General features: G+C 35.5%; 21 protein-coding genes, 1 rRNA gene and 1 pseudogene. 4 read left to right on the forward strand and 19 right to left on the reverse strand.

Annotated features, from left to right (window positions below; all coding sequences use genetic code 11):
- Positions 1-217: 217 nt before the first annotated feature.
- On the reverse strand, positions 218-1,285 hold the full coding sequence (locus ACS127_RS16585; protein ID WP_440896126.1) for a bifunctional 3-deoxy-7-phosphoheptulonate synthase/chorismate mutase: 1,068 nt from the start codon (positions 1,283-1,285) through the stop codon (positions 218-220).
- Positions 1,286-1,726: 441 nt separating this feature from the next.
- Here ACS127_RS16585 and pilM point away from each other — a divergent pair, with 441 nt between their 5' ends.
- Positions 1,727-3,862: a pilus assembly protein PilM gene (gene pilM, locus ACS127_RS16590; RefSeq protein WP_440896127.1), complete on the forward strand. Its 2,136-nt coding sequence runs from the start codon at positions 1,727-1,729 to the stop codon at positions 3,860-3,862.
- Between the two features lie 344 nt (positions 3,863-4,206).
- Here the strand turns inward: pilM and ACS127_RS16595 are convergent, their stop codons facing one another.
- The 12 genes and pseudogenes from ACS127_RS16595 to ACS127_RS16650 all read right to left on the reverse strand — a co-directional run bounded on the left by ACS127_RS16595 (position 4,207) and on the right by ACS127_RS16650 (position 15,828).
- Entirely contained in the window at positions 4,207-4,761 is a 555-nt protein-coding gene (locus tag ACS127_RS16595; protein WP_440896128.1) for a YtxH domain-containing protein, read from the reverse strand.
- Positions 4,762-4,779: 18 nt separating this feature from the next.
- Positions 4,780-5,202 (reverse strand): DUF948 domain-containing protein, encoded by a 423-nt coding sequence (locus tag ACS127_RS16600; RefSeq protein WP_440896129.1) that lies wholly within the window; start codon positions 5,200-5,202, stop codon positions 4,780-4,782.
- Positions 5,203-5,398: 196 nt separating this feature from the next.
- Positions 5,399-6,694: a UDP-N-acetylmuramate--L-alanine ligase gene (gene murC / locus ACS127_RS16605; RefSeq protein WP_440896130.1), complete on the reverse strand. Its 1,296-nt coding sequence runs from the start codon at positions 6,692-6,694 to the stop codon at positions 5,399-5,401.
- Positions 6,695-6,800: 106 nt separating this feature from the next.
- A complete protein-coding gene (locus ACS127_RS16610; protein WP_440896131.1) occupies positions 6,801-7,910 on the reverse strand; it encodes a nicotinate phosphoribosyltransferase in 1,110 nt (369 codons plus the stop codon).
- A gap of 220 nt (positions 7,911-8,130) precedes the next feature.
- Positions 8,131-10,332 (reverse strand): DNA translocase FtsK, encoded by a 2,202-nt coding sequence (locus tag ACS127_RS16615; RefSeq protein ID WP_440896132.1) that lies wholly within the window; start codon positions 10,330-10,332, stop codon positions 8,131-8,133.
- A 96-nt stretch (positions 10,333-10,428) separates the two neighbouring features.
- Positions 10,429-11,031 (reverse strand): YtpR family tRNA-binding protein, encoded by a 603-nt coding sequence (gene ytpR, locus ACS127_RS16620; RefSeq protein WP_440896133.1) that lies wholly within the window; start codon positions 11,029-11,031, stop codon positions 10,429-10,431.
- A 1-nt stretch (position 11,032) separates the two neighbouring features.
- Entirely contained in the window at positions 11,033-11,860 is an 828-nt protein-coding gene (locus ACS127_RS16625) for a DUF1444 domain-containing protein (protein WP_440896134.1), read from the reverse strand.
- Between the two features lie 194 nt (positions 11,861-12,054).
- Positions 12,055-12,365 (reverse strand): annotated as a pseudogene (locus ACS127_RS16630) (thioredoxin family protein).
- A gap of 19 nt (positions 12,366-12,384) precedes the next feature.
- Positions 12,385-13,425, reverse strand: a complete 1,041-nt coding sequence (locus ACS127_RS16635; protein WP_440896135.1) for a PTS transporter subunit IIC — start codon at positions 13,423-13,425, stop codon at positions 12,385-12,387.
- A gap of 149 nt (positions 13,426-13,574) precedes the next feature.
- Positions 13,575-14,090, reverse strand: a complete 516-nt coding sequence (locus ACS127_RS16640) for a hypothetical protein (RefSeq protein WP_440896136.1) — start codon at positions 14,088-14,090, stop codon at positions 13,575-13,577.
- 115 nt (positions 14,091-14,205) lie between these two features.
- On the reverse strand, positions 14,206-14,718 hold the full coding sequence (locus tag ACS127_RS16645; RefSeq protein WP_440896137.1) for a DUF84 family protein: 513 nt from the start codon (positions 14,716-14,718) through the stop codon (positions 14,206-14,208).
- Positions 14,719-14,760: 42 nt separating this feature from the next.
- On the reverse strand, positions 14,761-15,828 hold the full coding sequence (locus ACS127_RS16650; RefSeq protein ID WP_440896138.1) for a M42 family metallopeptidase: 1,068 nt from the start codon (positions 15,826-15,828) through the stop codon (positions 14,761-14,763).
- A 734-nt stretch (positions 15,829-16,562) separates the two neighbouring features.
- Between ACS127_RS16650 and ACS127_RS16655 the strand changes: the two genes are divergently transcribed.
- On the forward strand, positions 16,563-16,883 hold the full coding sequence (locus ACS127_RS16655; RefSeq protein WP_440896139.1) for a PepSY domain-containing protein: 321 nt from the start codon (positions 16,563-16,565) through the stop codon (positions 16,881-16,883).
- Positions 16,884-17,232: 349 nt separating this feature from the next.
- Here ACS127_RS16655 and trmB read toward each other — a convergent pair whose 3' ends face one another.
- The 3 genes from trmB to ACS127_RS16670 form a co-directional block, all read right to left on the reverse strand.
- Entirely contained in the window at positions 17,233-17,874 is a 642-nt protein-coding gene (gene trmB, locus ACS127_RS16660) for a tRNA (guanosine(46)-N7)-methyltransferase TrmB (protein ID WP_440896140.1), read from the reverse strand.
- A 224-nt stretch (positions 17,875-18,098) separates the two neighbouring features.
- The gene (locus tag ACS127_RS16665) at positions 18,099-18,896 is read right to left on the reverse strand and encodes a phosphotransferase family protein (protein WP_440896141.1); all 798 of its coding nucleotides are present in this window, start codon (positions 18,894-18,896) and stop codon (positions 18,099-18,101) included.
- 274 nt (positions 18,897-19,170) lie between these two features.
- On the reverse strand, positions 19,171-20,073 hold the full coding sequence (locus ACS127_RS16670; RefSeq protein WP_440896142.1) for an NERD domain-containing protein: 903 nt from the start codon (positions 20,071-20,073) through the stop codon (positions 19,171-19,173).
- Positions 20,074-20,264: 191 nt separating this feature from the next.
- Here ACS127_RS16670 and ACS127_RS16675 point away from each other — a divergent pair, with 191 nt between their 5' ends.
- Positions 20,265-20,483: a DeoR family transcriptional regulator gene (locus tag ACS127_RS16675; RefSeq protein WP_440896143.1), complete on the forward strand. Its 219-nt coding sequence runs from the start codon at positions 20,265-20,267 to the stop codon at positions 20,481-20,483.
- A 60-nt stretch (positions 20,484-20,543) separates the two neighbouring features.
- Here ACS127_RS16675 and ACS127_RS16680 read toward each other — a convergent pair whose 3' ends face one another.
- Positions 20,544-21,257, reverse strand: coding sequence for a pseudouridine synthase (locus ACS127_RS16680; RefSeq protein WP_440896144.1), 714 nt, complete (start codon positions 21,255-21,257; stop codon positions 20,544-20,546).
- 11 nt (positions 21,258-21,268) lie between these two features.
- Positions 21,269-22,969 (reverse strand): putative polysaccharide biosynthesis protein, encoded by a 1,701-nt coding sequence (locus tag ACS127_RS16685; protein WP_440896145.1) that lies wholly within the window; start codon positions 22,967-22,969, stop codon positions 21,269-21,271.
- 80 nt (positions 22,970-23,049) lie between these two features.
- On the opposite strand from ACS127_RS16685, the gene ACS127_RS16690 reads away from it, so the two are divergent.
- The gene (locus ACS127_RS16690; protein WP_440896146.1) at positions 23,050-24,309 is read left to right on the forward strand and encodes an NAD(P)/FAD-dependent oxidoreductase; all 1,260 of its coding nucleotides are present in this window, start codon (positions 23,050-23,052) and stop codon (positions 24,307-24,309) included.
- 338 nt (positions 24,310-24,647) lie between these two features.
- On the opposite strand, the gene rrf is transcribed toward ACS127_RS16690, so the two are convergent.
- Positions 24,648-24,760, reverse strand: a 5S ribosomal RNA gene (rrf, locus tag ACS127_RS16695).
- Positions 24,761-24,779 lie beyond the last annotated feature (19 nt).

Raw genomic sequence — 24,779 nt, forward strand, 5'->3', positions numbered from 1 at the left:
TTAACCTCCATTAATAAAATTAGCTTATCTAGTATGTACAGTATAGCATAGTGAACCGTTTTCCATACCATTCTAATATGAATTATTTTTCATTCATACTAATAAAATATATCTATTAGTATATCAAATTTATCCACTCAAGTCTGTTATTTATTTGTAAAGCAAAACAAAAGACCCTTGAAATTCCTTATTTAGGAATTCGACAGGGTCTTTTCACTTACTTTTTCTCGACAACCTCTGACATAAACTGATCAAATTGATCAAAATCCATTTGTTGTTGTGCATCTGACAATGCTACGGCTGGGTCAGGATGAACTTCAGCCATAATACCATTAGCTCCAATTGCTAAGGCTGCTTTTGCTGCTGGTATAAGAAGATCACGACGACCCGTAGAGTGTGTCACATCAACGATGACTGGCAAATGCGTTTCTTGTTTTAAGATCGGAACGGAAGTAATATCAAGCGTGTTCCTTGTCGATGTTTCATAAGTTCGAATCCCACGTTCACATAAGATAATTTCTCCATTACCACGTGAATGAATATATTCAGCTGCATTAATAAAATCAGAAACGGTAGCTGACATCCCTCTTTTTAAGACAATCGGTTTATTTACCTCACCGGCCGCTTTTAACAATTCAAAATTTTGCATATTACGAGCCCCAATTTGAATCACATCCAAATATTCAGCTGCTTTCTCAACATCCGCCGGGCTCACAACTTCACTTACGACGGCTAAACCATACTGTTCGGAAATTTCCTTCAATATTTTTAATCCATCAAACCCTAAACCTTGAAAATCATACGGAGATGTTCGTGGCTTAAAAGCACCGCCACGAATAATTTTCAAACCTTTCTTTTTGATTTGCTCAGCAACTTGTGCGACTTGTTCGTAACTTTCAACCGCACAAGGACCAAAAATAAACCGTGGCTCATCACTGCCAAATTTAGCTCCATTAATATCAATAATCGTATCTTCTGTTTTTCTTTTTCTAGATACAAGCAATTCTTTACTATAATCCTTTTCTTGTAATTCTAATCCTGCTTTAAAAATCTCTTTAAACAGATGAATAATGGTAGCATTTTTAAATGGGCCATCGTTCTTCTTCTTGATTAACTCTAACATATCACGTTCACGAACAGGATCATACTTTTTATCAGCACCATAATTCTCCTTTGCCTGTGCCGTTTCCTTTACAATCGCTCCACGTTTGTTGATCAAGTCTAATATTTCTAAATTAACTTGATCCAGTTCTTCTCTTAATTGTTCTAGTTTCGTTTTACTCAATTGAACTCCCCCCTAAAAATAATATGTTTATTAAATAAATTAAATAGTCGCCAAATCTTCATGACGAAAACTTTAGGTTTCCTTATACGGTCATCGATAAGTCTTATCCTATCTGTTAGTATATAGAAGGACAATAAACCATTCTCATCATTTATTGTTTAAACAATAAATGATGAAATCATAAAACCAATTAGATATGACTTGTTAATTGTTGAATAATTAGAGATCATTATAGCTAATTATTTCGTTCTTGTCACTATATTGTTTTAATATTTTGTATTTTCTTTAAATTATTTTTATTGTCATTACCATAATGAAAATGCTTCACCATTCTATCCCTTGGTGTACAGACGCCAACAAGTATTTTATAATTATTATACGAATCATTGAAAATCTGGTAAAATTATAATGAAAAGCATGGGTACAGAAAGGATAAAAGCGATGGATAATACTATTTTCACACTAGATATTGGGACAAGATCAGTTATCGGATTATTGTTAGAGGTGAATGATCAAGGTTATAAGCTAATCGATTATGTCATGATTGAGCATGAGGAACGCTCAATGTTAGATGGACAAATTCATGATGTTGTGCTCGTATCTGAAGTGATTAGAAAAGTTAAAACAGAATTAGAAAATAGACATTCTATCAAATTAGACAAAGTTTGTGTTGCTGCTGCTGGACGCGCCTTAAAAACTAAACGAACAAAAATCACCAAAAATATTGATCAACATCCCCTCATGGAAAAGGAAGATATTCTTTTTCTAGAATTAAGTGCGGTTCAACAAGCTCAGCATGATCTAGCAATCGAAGAGAAAAACCTTAATAATCAAACACATTATTATTGCGTTGGATATTCTGTCCTCCAATACCGATTAGATAATGATTTAATCGGATCATTAATTGATCAGCAAGGAAAAATAGCAGAGGTTGAAATTATCGCAACCTTCTTACCAAAGATTGTAGTCGAATCGCTACTTTCAGCTTTGCAACGTGCAGATTTAGAAATGGAAGCTCTAACACTTGAGCCGATTGCAACGATTAATGTCTTAATCCCTGAGTCAATGCGACGCTTAAATATTGCTTTAGTTGATATTGGTGCAGGTACAAGCGATATTGCCTTAACTGATGAAGGGACAATAACCGCTTATGGAATGGTCTCCAAAGCTGGAGACGAAATCACTGAAGCAATAAGTGACCAATATTTATTAGATTTTAACGAAGCAGAGCGCGTAAAACGCGATTTAACAGAACATGGTGAAGCCACACTAACAGATATCTTAGGTTTTGAAGAGACAGTAACACTTGATGAATTAGCCAAAAGTATTACTCCAGCAATTGAAACACTTGCGCAGCAAATTGCTGATCAAATCATTTCCTTAAATAATCGACCACCTAAAGCAGTCATGTTAGTTGGTGGTGGGAGCTTAACACCAAAATTAACACATGTGATTGCTCGAAAATTAAATTTGCCAGATAATCGTGTAGCGACTCGAGGAATCGATGCGATTCAGAATCTCGAAACATTAGTTGAGATTCCACCAGGTCCAACCTTTATTACACCCATTGGGATTGGCATTGCTGCTAAACAAAATCCTGTCCACTACATTAGTGTCACAGTTAATGATCGAGCTGTTCGCTTGTTTGATATGAAGCAATTAACAGTTGGCGATTGTTTATTGGCTGCTGGTATACATATTGATAAGATGTTTGGGCGCCCAGGGATGGCTTACATGGTTACATTTAACGATCGGAATATCACCCTGCCAGGTACATATGGGCAACCTCCTCAAGTACATTTGAATGGTAAAGCTATTGATGTTGATCATCCCATTAAGCATGGTGATAAACTCAACATTCAAAAAGGACAAGATGGAGAGGAACCTCATGTCACTTTAAAGGAAATTATCGATGATTATAATCGCTTTTCTATTACTTTTAATGGAGAGCCCTATACCATTGAACCCAGTTTTATTATCAATGATAAGCAAGTAAAACTTGATTATGTATTAAAAGACCATGACCGGATCAGCATAGTCAAAACAGAAACATTAGCCGATTGGATTGAAAAAGCGGGTAAAAAATCAATATTGAATGATCTTTCACCCTATACCATTTATCTTGATAACCGAAAAGTTGAATTAGATCAATTTTCAGCACATTTGAAAGTGAATAATAGCAAGGCACAGTTAAACCAGCCATTGATGCCAAATGATCAAATCACTTTTTCACCATCAAAAAAGGTTTCTGTAGAAAATTTGTTAAGCGCATTAAATATTAAGTCAGAGACTAAGATAAATGTCATCTATAATGGCGAAAAAGTCACACTTGCTAAACAAGTTTTAACTCTTCTACAAGATAATCAACCGTTAGAGCGGACAGATTTAATCGATCCAGAAGCAAGACTTTCAATTCAAGAACTTGAAGATCAAAGTTTTATTTTTCAAGATCTATTTCGATTTATTTCAATCGATTTATCTAAAGTAAAAGGAAATGTGACCATTCTAAAAAATAGTGAACCAGCAACTTTCCTTGACTCATTAGTTGATAATGATCAGATTGAAATCAAATTTTAGTTAGCTTTAAATTTATCACAGATAACCGTCCGTAAAACTCAGGCCAACAATGGGTTTCGATGGGGCGAGTAACCACAGTCCCACGATGTTGGTCACACAAGCGTTTTCGCACTCCCACTGATTGAAGTTTCGTTTTATGTACAACTATGAGGAATCATATTTAATATTAATTTAATGCTAAACAAAGCACTCGATCTAGAGGATAAAAAAAGATCTATTCTAAGCTCAAAAATAGATGTAGAAAACAAATCATCGTTTTCTACATCTATTTTATTGGTAAGGACTTATGAATAAATTAACTACAGGTTAACAACTGTAAGTCCCCACTTGCTTATAAATTCATCTTATTTATCTTTCACATCTTCTGCTGCTTCTTGAAAGGCTTCAGCAATGTCAGTAGCCGCTTCTTTCTCAGTTTCAACAACTTCTTTAACCGATTCTTGAACAGTGTCCTTTACATCACCAGCCGCTTTTTCAGTTGCCTTTGCTTTTTTCTTAGCGGTTCTTTTTAATTCATCAGCTTTATCCGCCATATCATCTGCTTTATCCTCTACTTCACCTTGAGCTTGATTAATCTTTTCTTGTAAAGACTGCTTTGTTTCTTGGTATTTATCTTGAAGATCTTGCGATTTTTCATTAACTACTTGTTGTAGGTGAGCTGTTTGTTCTTTCGCGTAATTTTTGAATTCATCTGTTTTTTCATAAGCAACATCTTTCCACTCATATGCCTTATCCTTTAAGTCATGAGCCCCTTTATTAATATCGTCACGTAATTCCTTACCAGATTTAGGAGCAAATAATAAGGCTAATGAAGCCCCAACTAATGTCCCAACTAATGAACCAATTAAAAAGTCTTTCGCATTAATGTTATCATTTGATTTATTTTCTTGATTTGTCATACGATCATTCCTCCCGTTTTATAATTCATTATTTTTTTTACTTTTTCTCTTGTTAAATAACTCCATGACAATGGTACCCCATTTAACAATTTGTGCGGTTTCCTCCTTGTTTTCTAAGGCAACTCCAGCAATAGAATCAGATACTTGTTGAAGTGACTGATTAAATCCTGTAATCGTTTTACCTAAACCGCTAATACTATCTACTAAAACGTTTAAACGCTGAGACTTTTGGTTAATGTCTTCAGCTAACGTATTGGTACGATTCAATAATATTGTTGTTTCAGTAGTGATACCTTCCATTTGGGTTTCTAAGCCTTCCAATGTGTTCGCGACATTAGCCATTGTTCGTTCAGTTTCTTTTAAAACTTTAATTAAGTATATAACTAAGGCAACAAATGCGAGTGCAAAAATAAATGCAGCAATATAAAGAAGGTTTTCCATCAGATTTATCCACTCCTTTTCTATGTATTTTAAATGATAAAAATGGCTTATTGATATTTACCCGTTTGACCCATAACTAAACCTACCCTTTTAATAAAATGATCATATTTAAAAAGTTTATACATAGAAAAAACCACTTAATGATACAATTAGTTGTCATTTTACTTTTAAGTGGTTTTTTCTCTCCTTTTCATATTCATTTAAATGTTGCTTCGTATGCTTCTTGATACTTTTGAATATCACCAGCACCCATAAAAACTAAAACACCCTCACTATTTTCTTTAAGCTTATCCGTCGAATCGATGGTCAACAATTGACTACCAGGAATTAGTGCTTGTAAGTCCTCAATCGTTAATTTTTTATTTGCTTCACGAGCTGAACCAAAGATATCACATAAATAAACTTCATCCGCTAACTTTAATGTCTCGGCAAATTCCTGTAAAAACATTTTGGTTCGGGTATACGTGTGAGGTTGGAAAATAGCTGAAATCTTACGATCAGGGTATTTTTTTCTGATCGCGTCAATTGTCGCTTCGATTTCCTTTGGATGATGGGCATAATCATCGATAATTATTTGGTTATTAAACGTTTTTTCTGAAAATCGTCTTTTCACACCTGTAAATGTTGCTAGATGTTTCATATCTTCAGCTTTGATTCCTTCATAATGACATAAAGCAATAACAGCTAGTGCATTTAGGATATTATGATTGCCATACATTGGAATCGTAAAGGTCTGATAAAAATGATGACGAACATAGACATCAAATTGTGTGCCTTCGTCAATTTCAATAACATTTTTTGCTTGAAAATCATTTGTATCAGCAAATCCATAATACATAACGGGAACCTTGGCTTGGATCTTTTGTAGATAATCATCATCACCATAAGCAATAATACCTTGTTTAACTTGCTCAGCCATCTCTTGAAAAGCTGAAAAGACATCGTCGATACTCGTAAAGTAATCAGGATGATCAAAATCAATATTCGTCATAATCAAATAATCAGGTTGATAAGCTAAGAAATGTCTTTTATACTCACAAGCCTCAAAAACAAAATATTCACTATCTTGATGTCCTAATCCTGTTCCATCACCGATCAAATATGAAATCGGATGAGTTTGATTAAGGACATGCGCCAGCAAACCAGTCGTTGATGTTTTGCCATGTGAGCCAGTAACCGCAACACTTTTGTAGTCCTTTAACCATTGACCCAAAAAGTCATGATAGCGATAAATAGGTAGACCTAACCTTTTTGCTTCAACAATCTCTTCATGGTCATCTTTAAAAGCATTTCCAGCGATCACCGTTAAACCTTCTTTTATATTATCTTTGGAAAATGGAAAAATCGGTATATTTTTTTCTTTTAATGCTGCATCTGTGAAAAACGTTTTTTTGACATCTGAACCTTGAACATTGTTGCCAGCATCATATAATATATGCGCTAACGCGCTCATACCCGTCCCTTTAATGCCAATAAAATGGTAAATCGTCATAAATGTGTACCTCCAAGAGTTTTCTGCTCTTATAAAATATATAGTTAACCATTGTACAATTAAGTATTATAGCACAAAAAGAGTCTTTAAACAGAATGAACAGACTTTATTTTTGATATATTACTTTTTCTAATCTTGGATTCGGTTGATACTGTCGTCCAGCCTTTGATTCAGACTTCCCATTTAAAATGACATTATCTCCAGTAAAGCCGATATTGATTTCCAACAGGCTTCTCCCGACACCGTACAAATCAACCGGAACATTTCTTTTCTCAAACATGCGAATTTTTTCTTCAGTAAAACCACCACTGGCCATAATCTTAACATGGTGATAGCCTTCATTATCTAACGCTTGACGTAAAGCAAAAATAAGCTCAGGATTTACACCTCGTGGATCAAATTTACCCAACAGATGAGCATTTCTTAAGAAATATTTGTCCACCATGTTTCCTGACGTATCTAGGCGGACACATTTCAATGTCTCACCAAACTCACGAGCAACCTTTAAGGCATCAGTGATCACATCATTATTATAATCAATTAGAACAGTTAAATCATCTTGAGGATAAACTTCATGATAAGCTTTAGTCACACTAACAATATCCCCTTCAAATAATTGAATTAACGCATGAGGCATCGTTCCCATTCCCGTCTTGCCCCACCATTCATTCATCGCATGGGTCGCTTGTGCCGTAGATCCGCCAATAAAAGCGGCATAGCCATCGCCTGCTTGTTGCGTATAATGATCATCACGATCTCCCATGAAGATGATCGGTTTCTGCTTACCTGAAGTTCTACCTGCCTTCACAACATTATATACATTCGTTGCGACGGACGTTCGTCTAGCTAAAATACCGTCAATAACGCCTTCTAAATAACCAAAGGATTGATAAGGACCTTTAATCGTCAACACCGTCTCAAATGGTGATATTTTATCCCCATCTTTTAATGAATATATTTCAAGCTGTTCGGGTTTGTCAGCAAAAGTATGTATAAGTGCAATTGCTTCATCTGTTCCGCATAAAACAGCCTCATCTTTTTGGAAAAACTGCATAACAACTTCATTATCAGGCTTCTTTTTCTCAGCTATTTCTTTTGTCTTTAAAAAATAGACAGCTGAAAACCAACCCTCTTTAAGACGTTGATCGAATTTAAATGTTTTATTCGTTAAACGATCAATTTCACCATTTACTTTCATTGTGAATTCTTTTTCCATTGGTCAAAACTCCTCGTTAACTTATCCAAAAGTTTGTTTTCGTTTTGTTTATCATATAAGAAAACCGCATATTACTCAAGTCAAATCTTGACAAAGTGAAACTTCAATCGGTGAGTATTTTATTACAGCCTATTATTAGTGGCTGACTCCTCTAGACAGTTAAACTCACGATACAGCTTCAATGAAACATTCAATACCTTTAAACAGAATACAATCCTCACTATAGTGGATTGTATTCTTCCTTTGATACTAATAACGTTCGAGGTTTACTGCCATTTTGTCCAGATATAATTCCATTATATTCTAATGAGTCAATCAACCGAGCTGCTCGATTATAACCGATTTTAAAACGCCTTTGCAATAAAGAAGTTGAGGCACTCTTGTGATCCAGTACAAAAGCAACTGCTTCATCATATAACTCATCTTCATTATCCTCTTGTTCAACTTTCTGTAATAAATCTTCTTGTTCAAATAAATAATCAACGGATTCACGCTTTCTAGCATCATTGGTGATCCGCTCTATTTCTTCATCAGAAACAAAAGCACCTTGAATTCTCAATGGATTTCTTGCTCCATTCTCAACAAATAACATGTCACCTTTACCTAACAATCGTTCAGCACCATTTTGATCAATCATTGTTCTTGAATCGACTTGTGAAGCAACGCTAAAGGCAATACGAGTTGGGATATTGGCTTTAATTAAGCCGGTAATGACATCGACTGACGGACGTTGTGTGGCAAGTAATAAATGAATTCCACATGCTCTAGCCTTTTGTGCAATCCGGCTGATTGAATCTTCAACATCTTGTGGAGCAATCATCATCAGATCAGCTAACTCATCAATAACAATCACAAGATAAGGCATTTTTTCTTGATCGTTGTTCTGTTCAGTCATCTTTTGATTATAGCGCTCAATATCACGAGCACCCATATTGACAAACTTTTGATAGCGTGCCTCCATTTCCTCAACAGCCCATCTTAAAGCTTGCGTCGCTGCTTTAACATCTGTAATAACAGGTGAAACAAGGTGCGGGATGTCATTGTATGGTGCTAACTCAACCATCTTGGGATCAATTAATAATAAGCGAACATCCTTTGGTGTAGCTTTAAATAACAATGAAGTTAAAATCGTATTGATACACACACTTTTTCCTGAACCCGTTGCCCCGGCAATTAAGCCATGGGGCATTCGCTTAATATCCGTTACAATAGGGCTTCCTGAAATATCAAGCCCTAAACCGATTGTCATTGGAGATTTAGCTTGACTAAATTGACGTGTTTTAAAAATTTCATATAACCCGACTGGCGAGGCAACTGCATTTGGAATTTCAATTCCAATCGCATTCTTTCCAGGGATCGGTGCTTCAATTCGAATATCCTTTGCCGCCATATTTAATTTAATATCATCACTTAGATTTCGAACTTTACTCACTTTCACACCTGATTCAGGTTGAATTTCAAAACGAGTCACTGTTGGTCCCTGCATAGCATTGACAACACGTGCTTTCACATTAAATTGAGCTAAGGTGTCAGTTAATTTTACCGATTGCTCTTCGATCCAAGCCTGATCTTGCTTAACTGCACCAGCAAGATCATTGAGCAAATGTAGACTTGGTAAATCTTGCTTAGGATGAGTTGATTGTTGCTTTTTCTGCTGATAACGTCGCTTATCACTTGGTGTCATGATCACATTAAAAGGTTTCTTTTTCATCTGTTGCCCTGTTTTAGTTACTCGGCTACTAACCGTTTCCTGACGTTTTTGATCTTTAGCAGACTTAGTTAAATTTAAGTTTGACTCTGCTTGATCTTCAACAGAATCAGTGAGATTTGAATTTGATTGGACTCGATCTTGATCTTCAACAGACTCAGCTAGATTCAAAGCTGGTTCCATTTGATCTTCAATTACTGGACTTTCTTGTTCTATAATCTCTTGATTGTCTACATCACTGTTCTCAGTCACTTGTTCATTCGAGCTTAGCTCTTCCTCATTTTCATTTGGCTTATTGTCAATTTGCTCAAATAAACTTTGCTCAACTATTTTATCTTTTAAGCGCATTTCACGATCACGTCGTAAAAAGGCAGGTTCATCAATCTGATCCATCTCTACTCTGTCGAGCGTTCGAAAACCATGAATTGGTGAAGCCACATTTGAGGCTTTAAATGGTTTCTTATTTTCATCTTCGTGTTTTTGTTCATATTCAACCTGTATTTGATCTTCTTGTTTACTCTGAACTTCATGAACAGATGGAGGATCAACCGGCATTGGAAAACGAAACGATTTTTTAGGGTATTGATAAGATACCCTCGCTTCAAAAGGGCTAGCCTTTGGTTGGGATAAGGATTCGGTATCCTTTTGTTCAAACTTCAATTCCTCTTCAGAAACAAAGAGATGTTTAAATTTATTGATAAATTTATCTAACATGGTATATTCACTCTTCCATTAAGCACTTTACTTCTTATTCTAGCAGATTTTAAAAAAGCGTAAAAGAGCGATGACTCTTTTACGCTTTGCCAAAAATTAAAAATTGAAGGACTGCCCTGCTTCAACATTATCTGTTAACACATATATTCCTTTCTCCTCAGGGGCATTTGGTAATCCAAGTTCTTTTTGCGAGCAAATCATTCCAAATGAATCTACTCCTCTTAGATTAGCTTCCTTGATTTCCATTCCGCTCGGCATAATTGCGCCTACCTTTGCAACAACAACATGTTGACCTGTTGCTACATTCGGTGCTCCACAAACAATTTGAACCGTCTCATCACCTAGATCCACTTGGCAAACACTGAGTTTATCAGCATTTTCATGTTTTTCCTTCGCCTTTACATAACCAATAACAAATTTAGGTGATAAATCGACCGACAATGCTTCGGGAACACCATTCACAGTAAAAGCCTCATTGATTGAAGCTAATAAAGACTCGGTTAACTCATGTTTTCCATCTGCTAGCTCAAGATATGTTGAACTATTGAAAATATTATAACCAGTCACTTGGTTTGTCTCGTTATCATAAATTTCAGCCACATCACCATATTTATTAAAACCAGTTGTCTCACGGTTTCCCTGCTTCAATGGGATAATTAAAACATCACCAATTCCCTCTTTGTTATAAAAAACATCCATATTATTCATCCTTTTTATTATCATTTGTATTAAGTGGTTTTTTCTTAGCAAGTATGAAGATGGGCTCGAGCTTTTTATTTTCATAGAGAAATGATAATGCCGTAATTGGCACCCGGCCTTCAGCATAATATTGCATCGCCATCTGACCCAAAATATCGTAACCCATATCATTCTGTACATCTGCTACAATCAGTGTATCCTGGTGTGGAACAGCTAAGGCAAGTTCACCTTTCACTTTTTCATTCATCTCTTCTAGCCAAGTCACATTTAAAATTCGACTCGCATCATAACCATCATTAGCGGAAATAAAATAAAAATCATTACCAGCAACAGAGTCTTGTTTTAGTTCAATTGGAAGTGACTTCATATTAAAAGTTGCTATTTCTTTTAGCTGATCAATAGACCAACCCGCTTCTGATACAAGCTGCTCATCAATCAATTGATAAGTATGACCAAAGTCTAATGCATAATAAATCCTTGTTTCAGCCGTATGTTCATGATGAACAAGCGGCAAACCTGCATTTGACTCCGTTGGAAATGACGTACTGCGAATAACAGGGTAAATCTGCTTTTCATTTCCCTTTAACTCAGGGTGTTGATTCATCATTTTTAAAGATGTTTTTATATGAAAAACAAGCTCATCAATGGCGATATCCCCTCGTTGCTCATATTTTGCAATCACACTAGCTAAGGTGATCGTCACACCTTTTCCTGTTTCAGCCCATTCGACTCTATATTGATCATCATCACGTTTAAATGTCGTTTTCCATGTTGGATCAGAGAATTTCTGATCCAATCGTTTTTTTAGTTGTAAAGTTGTTAAAGCCATTTTTTCCTCCTTGAGGACGTTTCAATCTAGACGATTATTATACCATCTATTTAAATCATATGAAAATAAAAGCATCTCTTGGCAACTTTTATAGTGGCTCCATTTCCTCACACTCAATCAGCAAATTATACCATGACAAGGCATTGACCTGTTCCATTGAGTAATGGAATAAGCTCACTTAAACTTTCAGTGAATTAAGCGGCGCTAACTCTTGTTAAGAAAGCTTCAATTTCTTCACGAGATTTTCGATCTTTACTCACAAATCGAGCGACTTCTTTCCCTTGTTCAAATCCTAAAAAGCTTGGGATACCCAAAATATCATATTTGATACAAAGATCAATAAATTGATCACGATCAACATAAATAAAAGTTATATCCTGAAACTCTTGTTCCAATTCTGGTAAAAATGGTTCAATCACACGACAATCTGGGCACCAATCTGCCGAGAAAAGAAAGACGGTCTTATTTGTTGATAAAATTGTTCTTCTGTTTGTAATTTTTCCATTATAACTACCCCCTGTATATTAATCATATGACAATTTTAGATCACCATATTTAATCCAGCCTTTGGAGCGCATCCATTCAGATACTCCTAAACTAATTAAGGCAGGACCGATAATATGAACCACTAAAATCATGAGAAAGACGGGAAATGTGAAACCCATCATCTGAAATGTCATAATTTGTCCGACTAATCCAGATGTCCCCATACCTGCGCCCGAAGCATTATTCGTCATTTGAAACCACACGACTCCAATTGGTGCCATAATGATCGATGCGATTGATGGCGGAATCACAAGTAAAGGTTTCTTAAGTATATTGGCAATTTGAAGCATAGACGTTCCAATCCCCTGTGCCAATAAACCACCAACTCCATTTTCTCTGAAGCTACTTACTGCAAATCCAACCATTTGTGCCGAACAACCAATGACCGCAGCACCGGCTGCTAGACCATCTAATGATAGCATCACCGCAATCGCTACACTAGAAATAGGAGCTGTTAATGCCCAGCCCATCAGTAAAGAAACGATGATACCCATAATAAAAGGCTGTTGTGTCGTTGACCAGTTAATCACTTCACCTAATCCAGTCATTAAAGTATCAATAGGTGGACCAATAAATTTGCCTACCATATATCCTACCATAATCGTCAATAAAGGTGTTAAGATAATGTCTACTCTTGTTTCTTTAGAAATCAATTTTCCAGCTTCTGTCGCAAATAGCACACTGATATAAGCCCCCACTGGACCACCTAAACTATAGCCGAAAGCACCAGCAAATAATGATGAAAATAGAACAAGTGGTGGAGCCTGTAAACTGTAGCCAATGGCAACACCTATCGCACCCCCAACAATTTTCCCATCCATTGCAAAAGCACCAATTTCTAATAAAAATAAACTAAGTTCAGATTCGCCAAAAAAAGAACCTATTTGTTCTCCAATTGTATTTACAATAAGTCCAATAATAAGTGATGAAAATAGACCAAGTGCCATATAGCTTAAGCCTGTTATAAAATACGTATGTGCTGATATTTTTACATTTTTTCTATTTAGAAATGTTCTCATAACTCATTCCCCCTTTTAATTCTTATTTATTTTACACTAAGTTTATACACCTGACAAGACAGATGTCAAAAACAAAAAACTCAGCTAACTTGAATTGAATGAATTTATTCGACTCAAGTTAACTGAGGCTATGCAATCATATTTAGTAACTATTCTTCAAGTTCGTGAAACTCTATTGAATTAATCATCTTAACGATTTCAATAAAATCTTCTTCTAATTGATCGAGTGGTGCTTGGGTCGTTATTCTAACCCCGCCAATACCAACTTGTAATTCAAAGTCTCGATCCATCTCAGCAACTTTCACATATGCAAATTGATCTTCATCCTGATAACTTTCCAATAAATCATATTGATCGCTTGCCTTCTCGGCCAAATAAAAGGCTTCACTTGATGTATCTTCTAATCTATTATAAAACAAAATATAGGTTTGATCTTGATCTTTAAAGATCAAATTACTATCAGATTCCTCAATAACCGTGTACTGCTCAGGAAAATATATATTAAAGTTGTCAAATTCTTCATTTGGCTCTAAAGGTTGACTATTAAATGCCGTTTCAATAGTTTCTCTAATATTTTCTAATGTTTCTTCTTCTGATAAACCACAGCCACTAGCAAACAAAGGTAAACTACTAATGAAGATGAGGCTTATTCCTCTTTTTAACATAAGCGACCCCTTTCTTGTTGAAATAATCTATTCCCATGATACTACGAAATTTTAGAATTACAAGGGGGGGCATTTAAGTTGGTGAACTTTAAATAGATTACCATTTATCGGTTAGTTAATCTGACTTTGCAAACATATATTGACCTTTTAATTGCTTGACAATATGTTCAAACATTGTCCTTCTACTCAATTCATTGTTGGTTAAAATACCAATTGCCCCTTCGTTTTGACGAACATTAATCTTACTGGCATATTGATCAATAATATCGCCCAACTCCAGCCCTTCTTGCAGTGACTCAGCAATAGATTCAGGCAATGGGATCCTTGCACCACTCGCAATGTAAATCAATCCTTTTGGGTCAACTAGTGCACCCCAATTACATAAAAGGGATTGTCCATTAAGTTGCATAACACCACCCTCTAAACCAATTCCAATCACATTTCCGCCTGATTCTTGACAATGTTTTGCTCGATTTATCGAGCCGGTTAACGTTTCCTGATCACTAAGTGGTTGATTTGAAACACCAGAAGGAGCCGCTTGACCCATCACATTGGTATCAGGGAAAACCTGTCTAACAGCCGTTAGTTTCGCTTGATTTTGTGAACCAACAATTATCTTTGTATCCATTTATATTAAGCTCCTTCTTTGGTACATTGGAAATGTTATTTTTTAAGCATTATTTCTTATTTGCTCAACCATATTGGCATCTGTCTGTTTAACTAGCTTAACGATTAATTCTTTAGCTGCTGCATAATCATCAACATGGATAATCGAAGCATGGGTATGGATATAACGTGAACAGATACCAACAACCGCTGAAGGTACACCATCATTTGTTAAGTGAACTCGACCTGCATCTGTTCCACCTTGAGAAATAAAATATTGATATGGGATTTTATTTGTTTCGGCAATATCTAAGACAAATTCACGCATTCCTTTATGAGTAATCATAGATCGGTCAAAAATACGTAACAAAGCACCTTTACCAATCTGTCCAAATTCTTTATCATCTCCCGACATATCATTGGCAGGCGATGCATCAAGTGCATAAAAGATATCTGGCTTGATCATATTAGCTGCAACTTGGGCACCACGTAAACCTACCTCTTCTTGAACGGTCGCTCCTGAATACAGTTGATTAGGAAGCTCTTCATCAGCCAATGCTTTCAACAATTCAATAGCTAGTCCACAGCCATAACGATTATCCCATGCTTTAGCTAGGATCTTTTTCTCATTGCTCATTGGCGTAAAAGGAGTCACGGGAACGATCGTTTGCCCTGGTCTAATTCCAATTTCTTTCGCATTCTCTTCATCATCTGCACCGACATCAATTAACATATTTTTAATTTCCATTGGCTTGGCTCTTTGTTCTGGCGTCAAGTTATGAGGAGGAATAGAACCAATCACTCCTATAACAGGTCCAGCATCTGTCATAACTTGTACACGCTGGGCTAACATGACTTGATTCCACCAACCTCCTAAAGGTTGGAATTTAATCATCCCATTCTTGGTAATTTGAGTGACCATAAAGCCGACCTCATCCATATGACCGGCAACCATGACCTTAGGTCCTTCTCCTTTTCGTACTCCAAATACACCACCCAAACGATCTTGGATCATTTCATCCGAATATTTTTCTAACTCTGTTCGCATATATTGACGAACTAAATGTTCGTTGCCCGATGCTCCTTGTAACTCTGTCAAAGTCTTAAACATATCCATTGTTTCTTGCTTCATTATGTATAACCTCCATTTATTTCACTGTATATTTATTGTAACGAAAGATAACTTTCATTTCCACTCTAAAAAAGTTTCATTCTAAGAAGCACTTGCAGTTATACTTTTTTTGGTATTATAGAATAGGTTCAAATATATTGTTTATCATATTAGTAAATGAAGTGGAGCTTGCAGCCAGTTATACTGCGATAAAACGAAACTTCAATTAGTAGGCGTTAGGTCTACAGGATGTAGGTCATGTAGATGTTGTCACAAATCTTTTCGGCGGGACGAGTAACCGCAAATCACTTCGGTGGGACGAGTAACCGCAGTCCCAGTCCCAGGATGTGACGGTTTTAGTCTGCGTTCCCTTTACTCCGACTGATGGTGACTCAGAATGAGTAAGCCACTTATTCTTGCACTACCAAAGAAATAAAAGATTTTATCGGCGATAATATAAATAAAACGACGGCATTCACCGTAAAGACTTGACGATAAGCCAAGTTTTTCTAACGAGGCAAATACTTGGTAGCTTTCCTTAATGCGATTACTCGCTCTATTGAAACTCATTGTTTCCCTGAGCTTACCGGCGAGTACCTGTATTAAATAAATCCAGTTTCTCTGAACGTCTTAAAAAACTATTCTATTGAATAGATTTCTAAACTGAAATTTTATCCTTTTAATGTCGAACCCATTTTCCTATTAAAGAAAAATAATGTATACTAGCATTAACTTTAATAATCGAGGTGAATTGAATGAATTGGAGGAAAGTGCTAGGCGCACTGGGTATCGGTGTTGCTATTGGCTACTTTGTTAAAACAAAAATAAGTGAAATGCCTGTTCAACCAGAACAAGCACTTAAACTTGCCAAAGAAAAATTTAAAGAAGGCGGGGCAGTAAGCGGCTCCTGGATTTATATGAAAAGTGAAGAATTAAACCTACATGGTTTGAATTATCTTGTTTATCGTGGTGGAATCACCCGAACCATTAATGATGCTAATCAACAATTTGAATTTTATGTTGATGCATATACGGGTACAATTATTTCAACTGAGAAGACAAGCAGTATCATATAACAGCTAAGGTAAAATAGTGTTTTTCTAAATCTTTATGATGAAAAGACTGATTTTATATTTATCTGGCTATCTACAAAGTGTTATATTTTTCGATCATTTATGACTCGCAGGATTAAAGACGAAATGAAAACTAAAACGTCAGAAATTTATTCCCCGCTTTTAATGTGTTTAGGCTATTATTTTAAAGGTTGTTTAGCTCCTTAATAGCATACCAAACCATTAAAAGTGGGCTTTTATTTTTGAGATTTTACCTTTTTCAATAGTCTCTTAAAGCTGGTTAGCTTTCTCGTTCATAAACAAAGAGGTAACCACTTTATGTCTGATTACCTCTTTTTTAGATTTTTTCGCTTTATTTTGGAAATCTCGCACGACAGCGATAAATAGACTGGCCTTTTGAAGAAAATTTCTCTTCATACTCTGTCATTACATTTGTTGGATCATTTAAATGATGTAGGTCTAAACATACTTCATCTAAAACCAATCCAAACTGTGAAAAACTTATTAAACTGTATTCAAATAGAGCTTTGTTGTCTGTCTTTAAAACGATCTCTCCATCTGTTTTTAGAATTTTTTGATACTGCCTCAAAAAGGACTTAAAGGTTAAACGTCTCTTTTCATGCCTATTCTTTGGCCATGGGTCAGAAAAGTTCAAATAAATTCGATCGAGTTCATTTTCAGTAAATATTTCCGTTAAATCTTTGGCATCATCATTGATTAATTTCACATTATCAGGAGCTAGTTCAACTACTTTCTGAACAGCTGACACGATAACACTTTTAGCGACTTCAATCGCAATAAAATTAATTTCAGGATGTTGTTTAGCCATTCCCGTAATAAATTGTCCTTTCCCTGCCCCAATCTCCAAATGAAGTGGCTGCTCTTGTTTAAATCGTGATTGCCAACTTCCCTTATTTGCAGCAGGCTCCAATTCAACATATGAGGTTTGTTCATTTAAATAATCATCAGCCCAAGGCTTATATCTAGCACGCACAAGCATTACTCCTTTGTTTTAATCCGCTAACATGAACAAATCAGTGAGAGAATTAACCTACCCACTGATTCGCTATATCTTTATTTGCATAATCGGACAGTATAAAACGAAACCATTGTTGCTCCGAGTTTTACGGACGGTTATCTGTGATAAAATTTTATAAATGATAGAATAAGTAAAATGAGGACCCCTACTGTAAAGGCTTGGCGATAGGCCAAGATATTCTAATAATCAAGATAGGCATTTGCTCGTCTTAAGATTTTTTCAAGTTGCAGAATTTTCTCATTAAAAGCAGCTAAATTTATCTCACAATCTAGCTCCATAATCAGTCCATAGATCATATACCAATGAATTCTTATATATAATGAGTCATTCCCCTTAACTCCATAATTGGTTAACCATTTTTCCCATTCATGTTCTTGAATATAACGATTGAAAAGCATAGCTAAATCAAGTGCTGGATCAGCGATCTCTGCATTATCCCAATCGATTAAATACAATTGTCCCTTATTCGTTACAAGCCAATTATTATGATTCAAATCACAGTGACAAACAACGGGTTTAATATTTATAACCACAGCTAATTGCTCTTTCATCCAATTCAATGCACGGTTAACAACCATTGAACAAAAAATATCAGGATTCTCTTGAATTAATTGGTCTAATTCATGATAAAGAGTAATTGGATATAATGGTTTTTTTCCCATCCTTGTCAACATATCTAGTAATTCCGTTGAATGATGGATGCGTCCCAACAGCTCAGCCACTTTGGGATGCTGAATAACCTCTGGAATCATTTCTCTACCATCAAGCCATTCTTGAGCTGTAATCACATCGCCATTTTCTAACCTCTTCGTCCAAATTAATTTAGGAACAATTCCTTGTGCGGAAAGAACAGCTAAAAAGGGTGAGGAGTTTCTCTTCAAGAATAAACGCTTGTGGCTTGATTGAGCATAATAGGCTTCCCCAGTTGAACCACCCGCTGATTTTATTATCCAATCTTCTCCTAGTATATTTTGCACAGGAATTCCCCTCACTTTCTTGCATTTCAAATTTTCCATTAAAAATGGTGACAATAAGCCAATTTTATTTTTTGATCTTCTTTAAGCTTAACTCATTTATTGTGAAAAGATCAATGGGTAATTTTATCCTTATTCAATCAAACAGCCGATAAGATCTTAAAGACGCTCTTATGAATATTAGAAAATCGCTTAAGCCTTAAAGCGGAAACCTTAGTTTGCCTTATACGATCCTCACACCGATAAAGTCTTATAATATAAATAAAGTTAGGTCTTACTAAGATTTATCATCTTCTGTACGGTCCCATTCTGGTCGATTAACAGCAACCGTATCAGAATATTTTAATAAAGCATCAGCCACTTTTAATTGTTGATGTTTTAAGGGTGAGGTAAATTGACGTTGTTTTTGAAGCCATTCTTCATGTTTGTCACGATCGATAAATTCTGTTTGAAACGGTTCTAAATGGAAATTGATCTTATTTGTTCTTGATAAAACAATTTTTTTGATCGGCATGTCGAGTTTTTGGTGATCTAAAACAGCCGATACAATTTTAGCTGACCGTTTCAATGATAGCATTGGACTTAAAAATTTAGTTTGGATATTATTTTGCTCACTAAACCACGATCGATCATCACCAACAATGATCGTGTGTTCTGATGGTCGCTCAACTAATTTAATCACGTTGATTTCAACTGGCGTGATCATAATAAGATCAGCATCAACCACTGCTTTCTTTAGCTTAAATATCGGCTTGTACATAAACAAATATGTATCAGGGAAACGTTGCAAAAAATATTTAAGGACTAAGTCATCATAATAAAGCCGATCTAAAAAAGACATTTCACTTAATGTTGTTGAAGCCCAATTTAATTGAAATTGGTAAATAGAATCTAAGAAAAATTGTTTTAACTGCTCCTCTGTTTGTGGTAATGGATGCTCAGGATAATCGACTTCTATTTCTTCACGTTTATTAAAAAATTCCCTCCATTTTTCAAGAAAAGAAGGTTGAGTACTCTCCTCATCAGGGTTTTCTAAATAGAAGGTTTCTTGTTTTGCTTCCCACATGCTAAATAAATTTTTCCAATTTTCATGTTTTAGACGCAGATATTGACTTGGATAATGAAAGATATCGCGTTGATATCGTGAAATATAGTTCTCCAATTTGATTAATTGTCCCATGGTTTACAACACCTCATCTATATTGAGCTTATCAAAAGACAGAGTAACTTCTCTTTTATTATATCGGATTAGTTTAAGAATTTGTAAAATTTCAACCAGATAGCTAGCCAGATTAAATAGAAAGGTGTAAAATGACACTAAAGAGATTCAGTAACACCACAATTCTAATGTTTTTATTAAGGAGTGGTTTTTTGAGTCAACCGACAACAAGGATGCTTACTCGTATCAAGGCTGTTTATTTATTTATCCGAAAGCATGGTCCAGTGACAACTTCAGAAATTGCTGCAGAATTTGATATCACTGATCGAACGGTTCAAAGGGATTTAAACATTCTTGCCTATAACGGTCTTGTTAGAAGTCCCAGTAGAGGAAAATGGGACATTACAAAAAAGAAAGTTAAGATTTCGTAATACCATTGTTTATGATTTGTCATGCTGACATTTGCCGTCAGCTTATTTTTTTGCATAGTATTATTTGAGCTGCTTTAGATAAGTAATTTCTGCTTCGCTTAAACGTCGATATTCTCCTTTTTTCAGTTCCTCATCTAATTTCCACCCTGCGATTGCGATTCGTTTTAAATAAAGTACGCGCTTGCCAATAGATTCAAACATTCTCTTCACTTGATGAAACTTGCCCTCAGTTATCGTTAACTCAATCTCAGAATTGGATCCAGTTTCTAAAATCACTAAATCAGCTGGCTTTGTTTGATAACCATCATCAAGTATGAGTCCTTGCTTAAAAGCCAATTGATCTTCTTCTGTGACTTCTTGATCAATTTTTGCAAAATATGTTTTACCGATATCATTTTTAGGAGATAACAAATGATGGGCTAGTTTCCCATCATTTGTTAATAATAGCAATCCTTCTGTATCTTTATCTAATCGGCCAACTGGAAATGGAGCTTTTAGCTGATCACTTGATCTTAATAAATCCAAGACTGTTTTTTCCTTGAAATCCTCCGTTGCACTAATTACGCCTGCGGGCTTATGAAGCAAGTAGTAAACGAACTCTTCATAAATCACTTGGTCACCATTGACAAAAATGGCATCACCTTCAGGATTAACATGTTCTTTCCCTATTCTAATCACTTGGTCATTCACTGTGACTTGACCCAATTTTAATAATTGTTTAACCTCTTTCCGACTTCCATAGCCAGAATTAGAGAGTAGCTTATCTAAACGCAATTGATCTCATCCTATCCTCTCTTTAATAATCGATCCAAGAACCGAATCCTACCACCGATTATATGTTCAAGCAGTGTTGAACGATAACTAAACCACAAATAAACTCCTGCACCAGATACAACCGTGATAAGTAAGATTATAATATTAGCCATTCGTCCATCATTATATGTGATGAAAAAGCTTAAAATATATCTCATAATGACGACTGCTATCGTCATAAAAGTACAGAAAATACCCATTAAAATAGAACGCTTGATCAACTGCTTTAACGGAAATTGGATAGCTGTTTTTATACACCATAAATTAGCAATTACAGTTACTAATGAAGCAACACCGGTCATAATCACAGCACCCTCCGGTCCAAACCAATGCATAAAAGGAACATTAAAGATACTTTTTAATACAAGACCTAAAAGTAAGCTATAGATCGCAAACCGTTGTTGGTTAATACCTTGCAGAATCGACGCAGTGACAGTAAATAAGGCGAAAAATAAAGCGACCGGTGCATACCAACTTAAGAGATGACCGTTCAAATCAATGTACTCATTTATTGAATAAAAGGCACCCCAGATTTCATTAGCTAATAATGACATTCCAATAACCGCTGGTAAAATTAACAGCATAATGATCTGCAATGACTGATTAATTTGGCGAAAAAGTGATTCATGATCACGATCAACAAATGACTTGGTTAAGGTCGGCAAGGCAGCTAAAGACGTCCCTGTAGCCAATGTAATTGGAATCATAATTAATTTATGACCATAGAGATTAATATTTGAAAAGCCATGATCAATAATCGCTTGATCATATCCCAAATTCATTAAAGTCCTTGTAAAAGTTATCGCATCAATTTGTTGATATAATGGTATCGCTAATCCAACAAAAACAAACGGACCGGCGTAGCTAAACAATTCGCTAAATAATTCTCGTGTTGATAATGTTGTGCGTTTTACCTGTTGCTGTTCAACATAGACATCAAGATGTCGCTTTCTATTGTTCCAATACCAGATCAAAATCAAAGCAGATGCTACAGCACCGATAAAAGTTGAGAAGGTTGCAAATCCTACTGCTGTTGTAATTGTACCCCCAAACACATTGATCACGACATAAACAGAGATCAATAAGAAAGCAACTCTTACGATCTGTTCAATAACCTGAGAAATCGCAGTTGGTCCCATTGATTGATGACCTTGAAAAAAACCACGTGTTATACCCATGGGCGGGATAATTAACAAGGCAAAGCTGACCATTCTAATTACCATAGCAACATCAGCCACTGTTATCCCTTCAGAGTTCTCTGGAATATAAATTCTAGCTAATAAATTAGCACCAAAAAATAGAATAGTAAATGCGACAATCCCAGTTATAGCCATTAAACGTAAAGCTAATTTGTACATGTAACGACTTGTCTGATAATCGCCTAATGAATTATACTTTGCAATAAATTTAGAAACAGCTGATGGAATACCAATTGTCGATAAGCTAATGAATATGGTATAGGGACCATAGGCTAAGCCATATAATTTTCCTCCGGCTGCACCTACTAATGTTTCAAAAGGAATCGTATAAATCATCCCTAGAAATTTTGAAATAAATATTGCTGACGTTAATAAAACCGTCCCGCGAATCATTGTGTTTTTTGACATAATTTCACCTTTATTCTTTTTCGACTTTCTTATCATTTTAGTTTTTTCTTTGACAACTCTATTCATTTTAACATATATTCTACTTTATAGATGGATACTAAACAATCAATAACCCGTTTTATTTTATTAAAGAAAGGAAGAAATAAATGGAATATGATGTAGCTATTATTGGAGGCGGACCATCAGGATTGATGGCTGCCATTGGAGCAGCCGAACAAGGCGCTCGAACAATTTTAATAGAAAAAGGAAATAAATTAGGTAATAAATTGGCAATATCAGGTGGTGGACGATGTAATGTAACGAGTCGTTTACCTAAAGAAAAAATAATTGAACATATTCCTGGTAATGGACAATTCCTTTATAGTGCGTTCTCTGTTTTTGACAATGAGGATATCATTGATTTTTTCGAAAATTTAGGTGTTAAATTAAAAGAAGAAGATCATGGACGAATGTTTCCAGCTAGCAACTCAGCAAAAGATGTCGTTCAAGCCTTACTGACAAAGTTAGAGCAATTAAATGTTAAAGTGATGACCAATACTTCCGTCATGGCACTTGATTATGGTATAGACTTACATACTGTTATCTTAGCGAATCAAACGAAGATTAATGCAAAATCAATTGTGATTGCAGTTGGGGGCAAGGCTGTCCCCTACACTGGCAGTACCGGAGATGGTTATCCTTGGGCAAAAAAAGCCGGTCATACTATTACTGATCTCTATCCAACAGAAGTACCCTTATTATCAAATCAATTATTTATTAAAGAAAAAACACTCCAAGGATTAGCATTACGAGATGTCTGCTTAACTGTTAAAAATAAAGCAAATAAACAGATTATTTCACATCAAATGGACATGTTATTTACCCATTTTGGCATATCTGGTCCTGCCGTTTTAAGATGCTCACAGTTTGTTGTTAAATTGCTAAATCAAGATCATCAGCAGGTCAGTGTTTATATTGATGCTATACCTGACCAAAATAAAGAGCAATTATACGAAATTTATCGTCAATTAATTAACGAGTCAGGAAAAAAATCAATTAAAAATGTCTTGAAAGGTATTGTACCTGAGCGATATTTATTATTTATTTTAGAAAAAAATAACATTAATCCAGAGCTTAAGTGTGCTAATTTTTCACAAGAACAACTTCGTGCTATCATCAAAGATTTAAAAGAGTTTGAAGTAATTATTCACGGGAGCTTACCCATTGAAAAAGCATTTGTTACCGGTGGCGGCATTTCAATAAAAGAAATTGTCCCAACAACGATGGCCTCCAAGTTTGTCGAGCGACTATTTTTTTGTGGAGAAATACTAGATATTCATGGTTATACTGGTGGTTATAATATCACCGCTGCTCTCGTCACTGGAAGATTAGCTGGTCAAAATGCAGCTTGGCAAATGTCAATTTAAAAATGGGTTACAATAAGTAAAAACTCACATTCGCACGCTTTTTTGGGTGATGACGTAATAATATTGCTATACAATTTTATCTCACCTTAAACTGACCGATTGACTTAAGGCGCTCTTATCTATCGTATCGTCAACACTAGCATTCTTTATCTATCGTAAGTCTTCCACTTCAAATATTCTAGGTGAGAATGAACTATAATAAATAGAGAGCAGAAAATCAATTGCCAATAACACATTGATTTGTTCGGAAGCCGTTTTTTATCACTCTAATATTATTAAAGAATTTTATTGTAAAAATTAAAAACCTCAAGAATTTGTTATCTTGAGGTTTTTATATAGCTTAGCGACGTCCTACTCTCGCAGGGAAAACCCAACTACCATCGGCGCTGAAGAGCTTAACTGCTGTGTTCGGTATGGGAACAGGTGTGACCTCTTCGCTATTGTCACTAAATCAACATATTCATTTGTTC

The organism is Amphibacillus sp. Q70, assembly GCF_052055485.1.
GTDB lineage: Bacteria > Bacillota > Bacilli > Bacillales > Amphibacillaceae > Amphibacillus.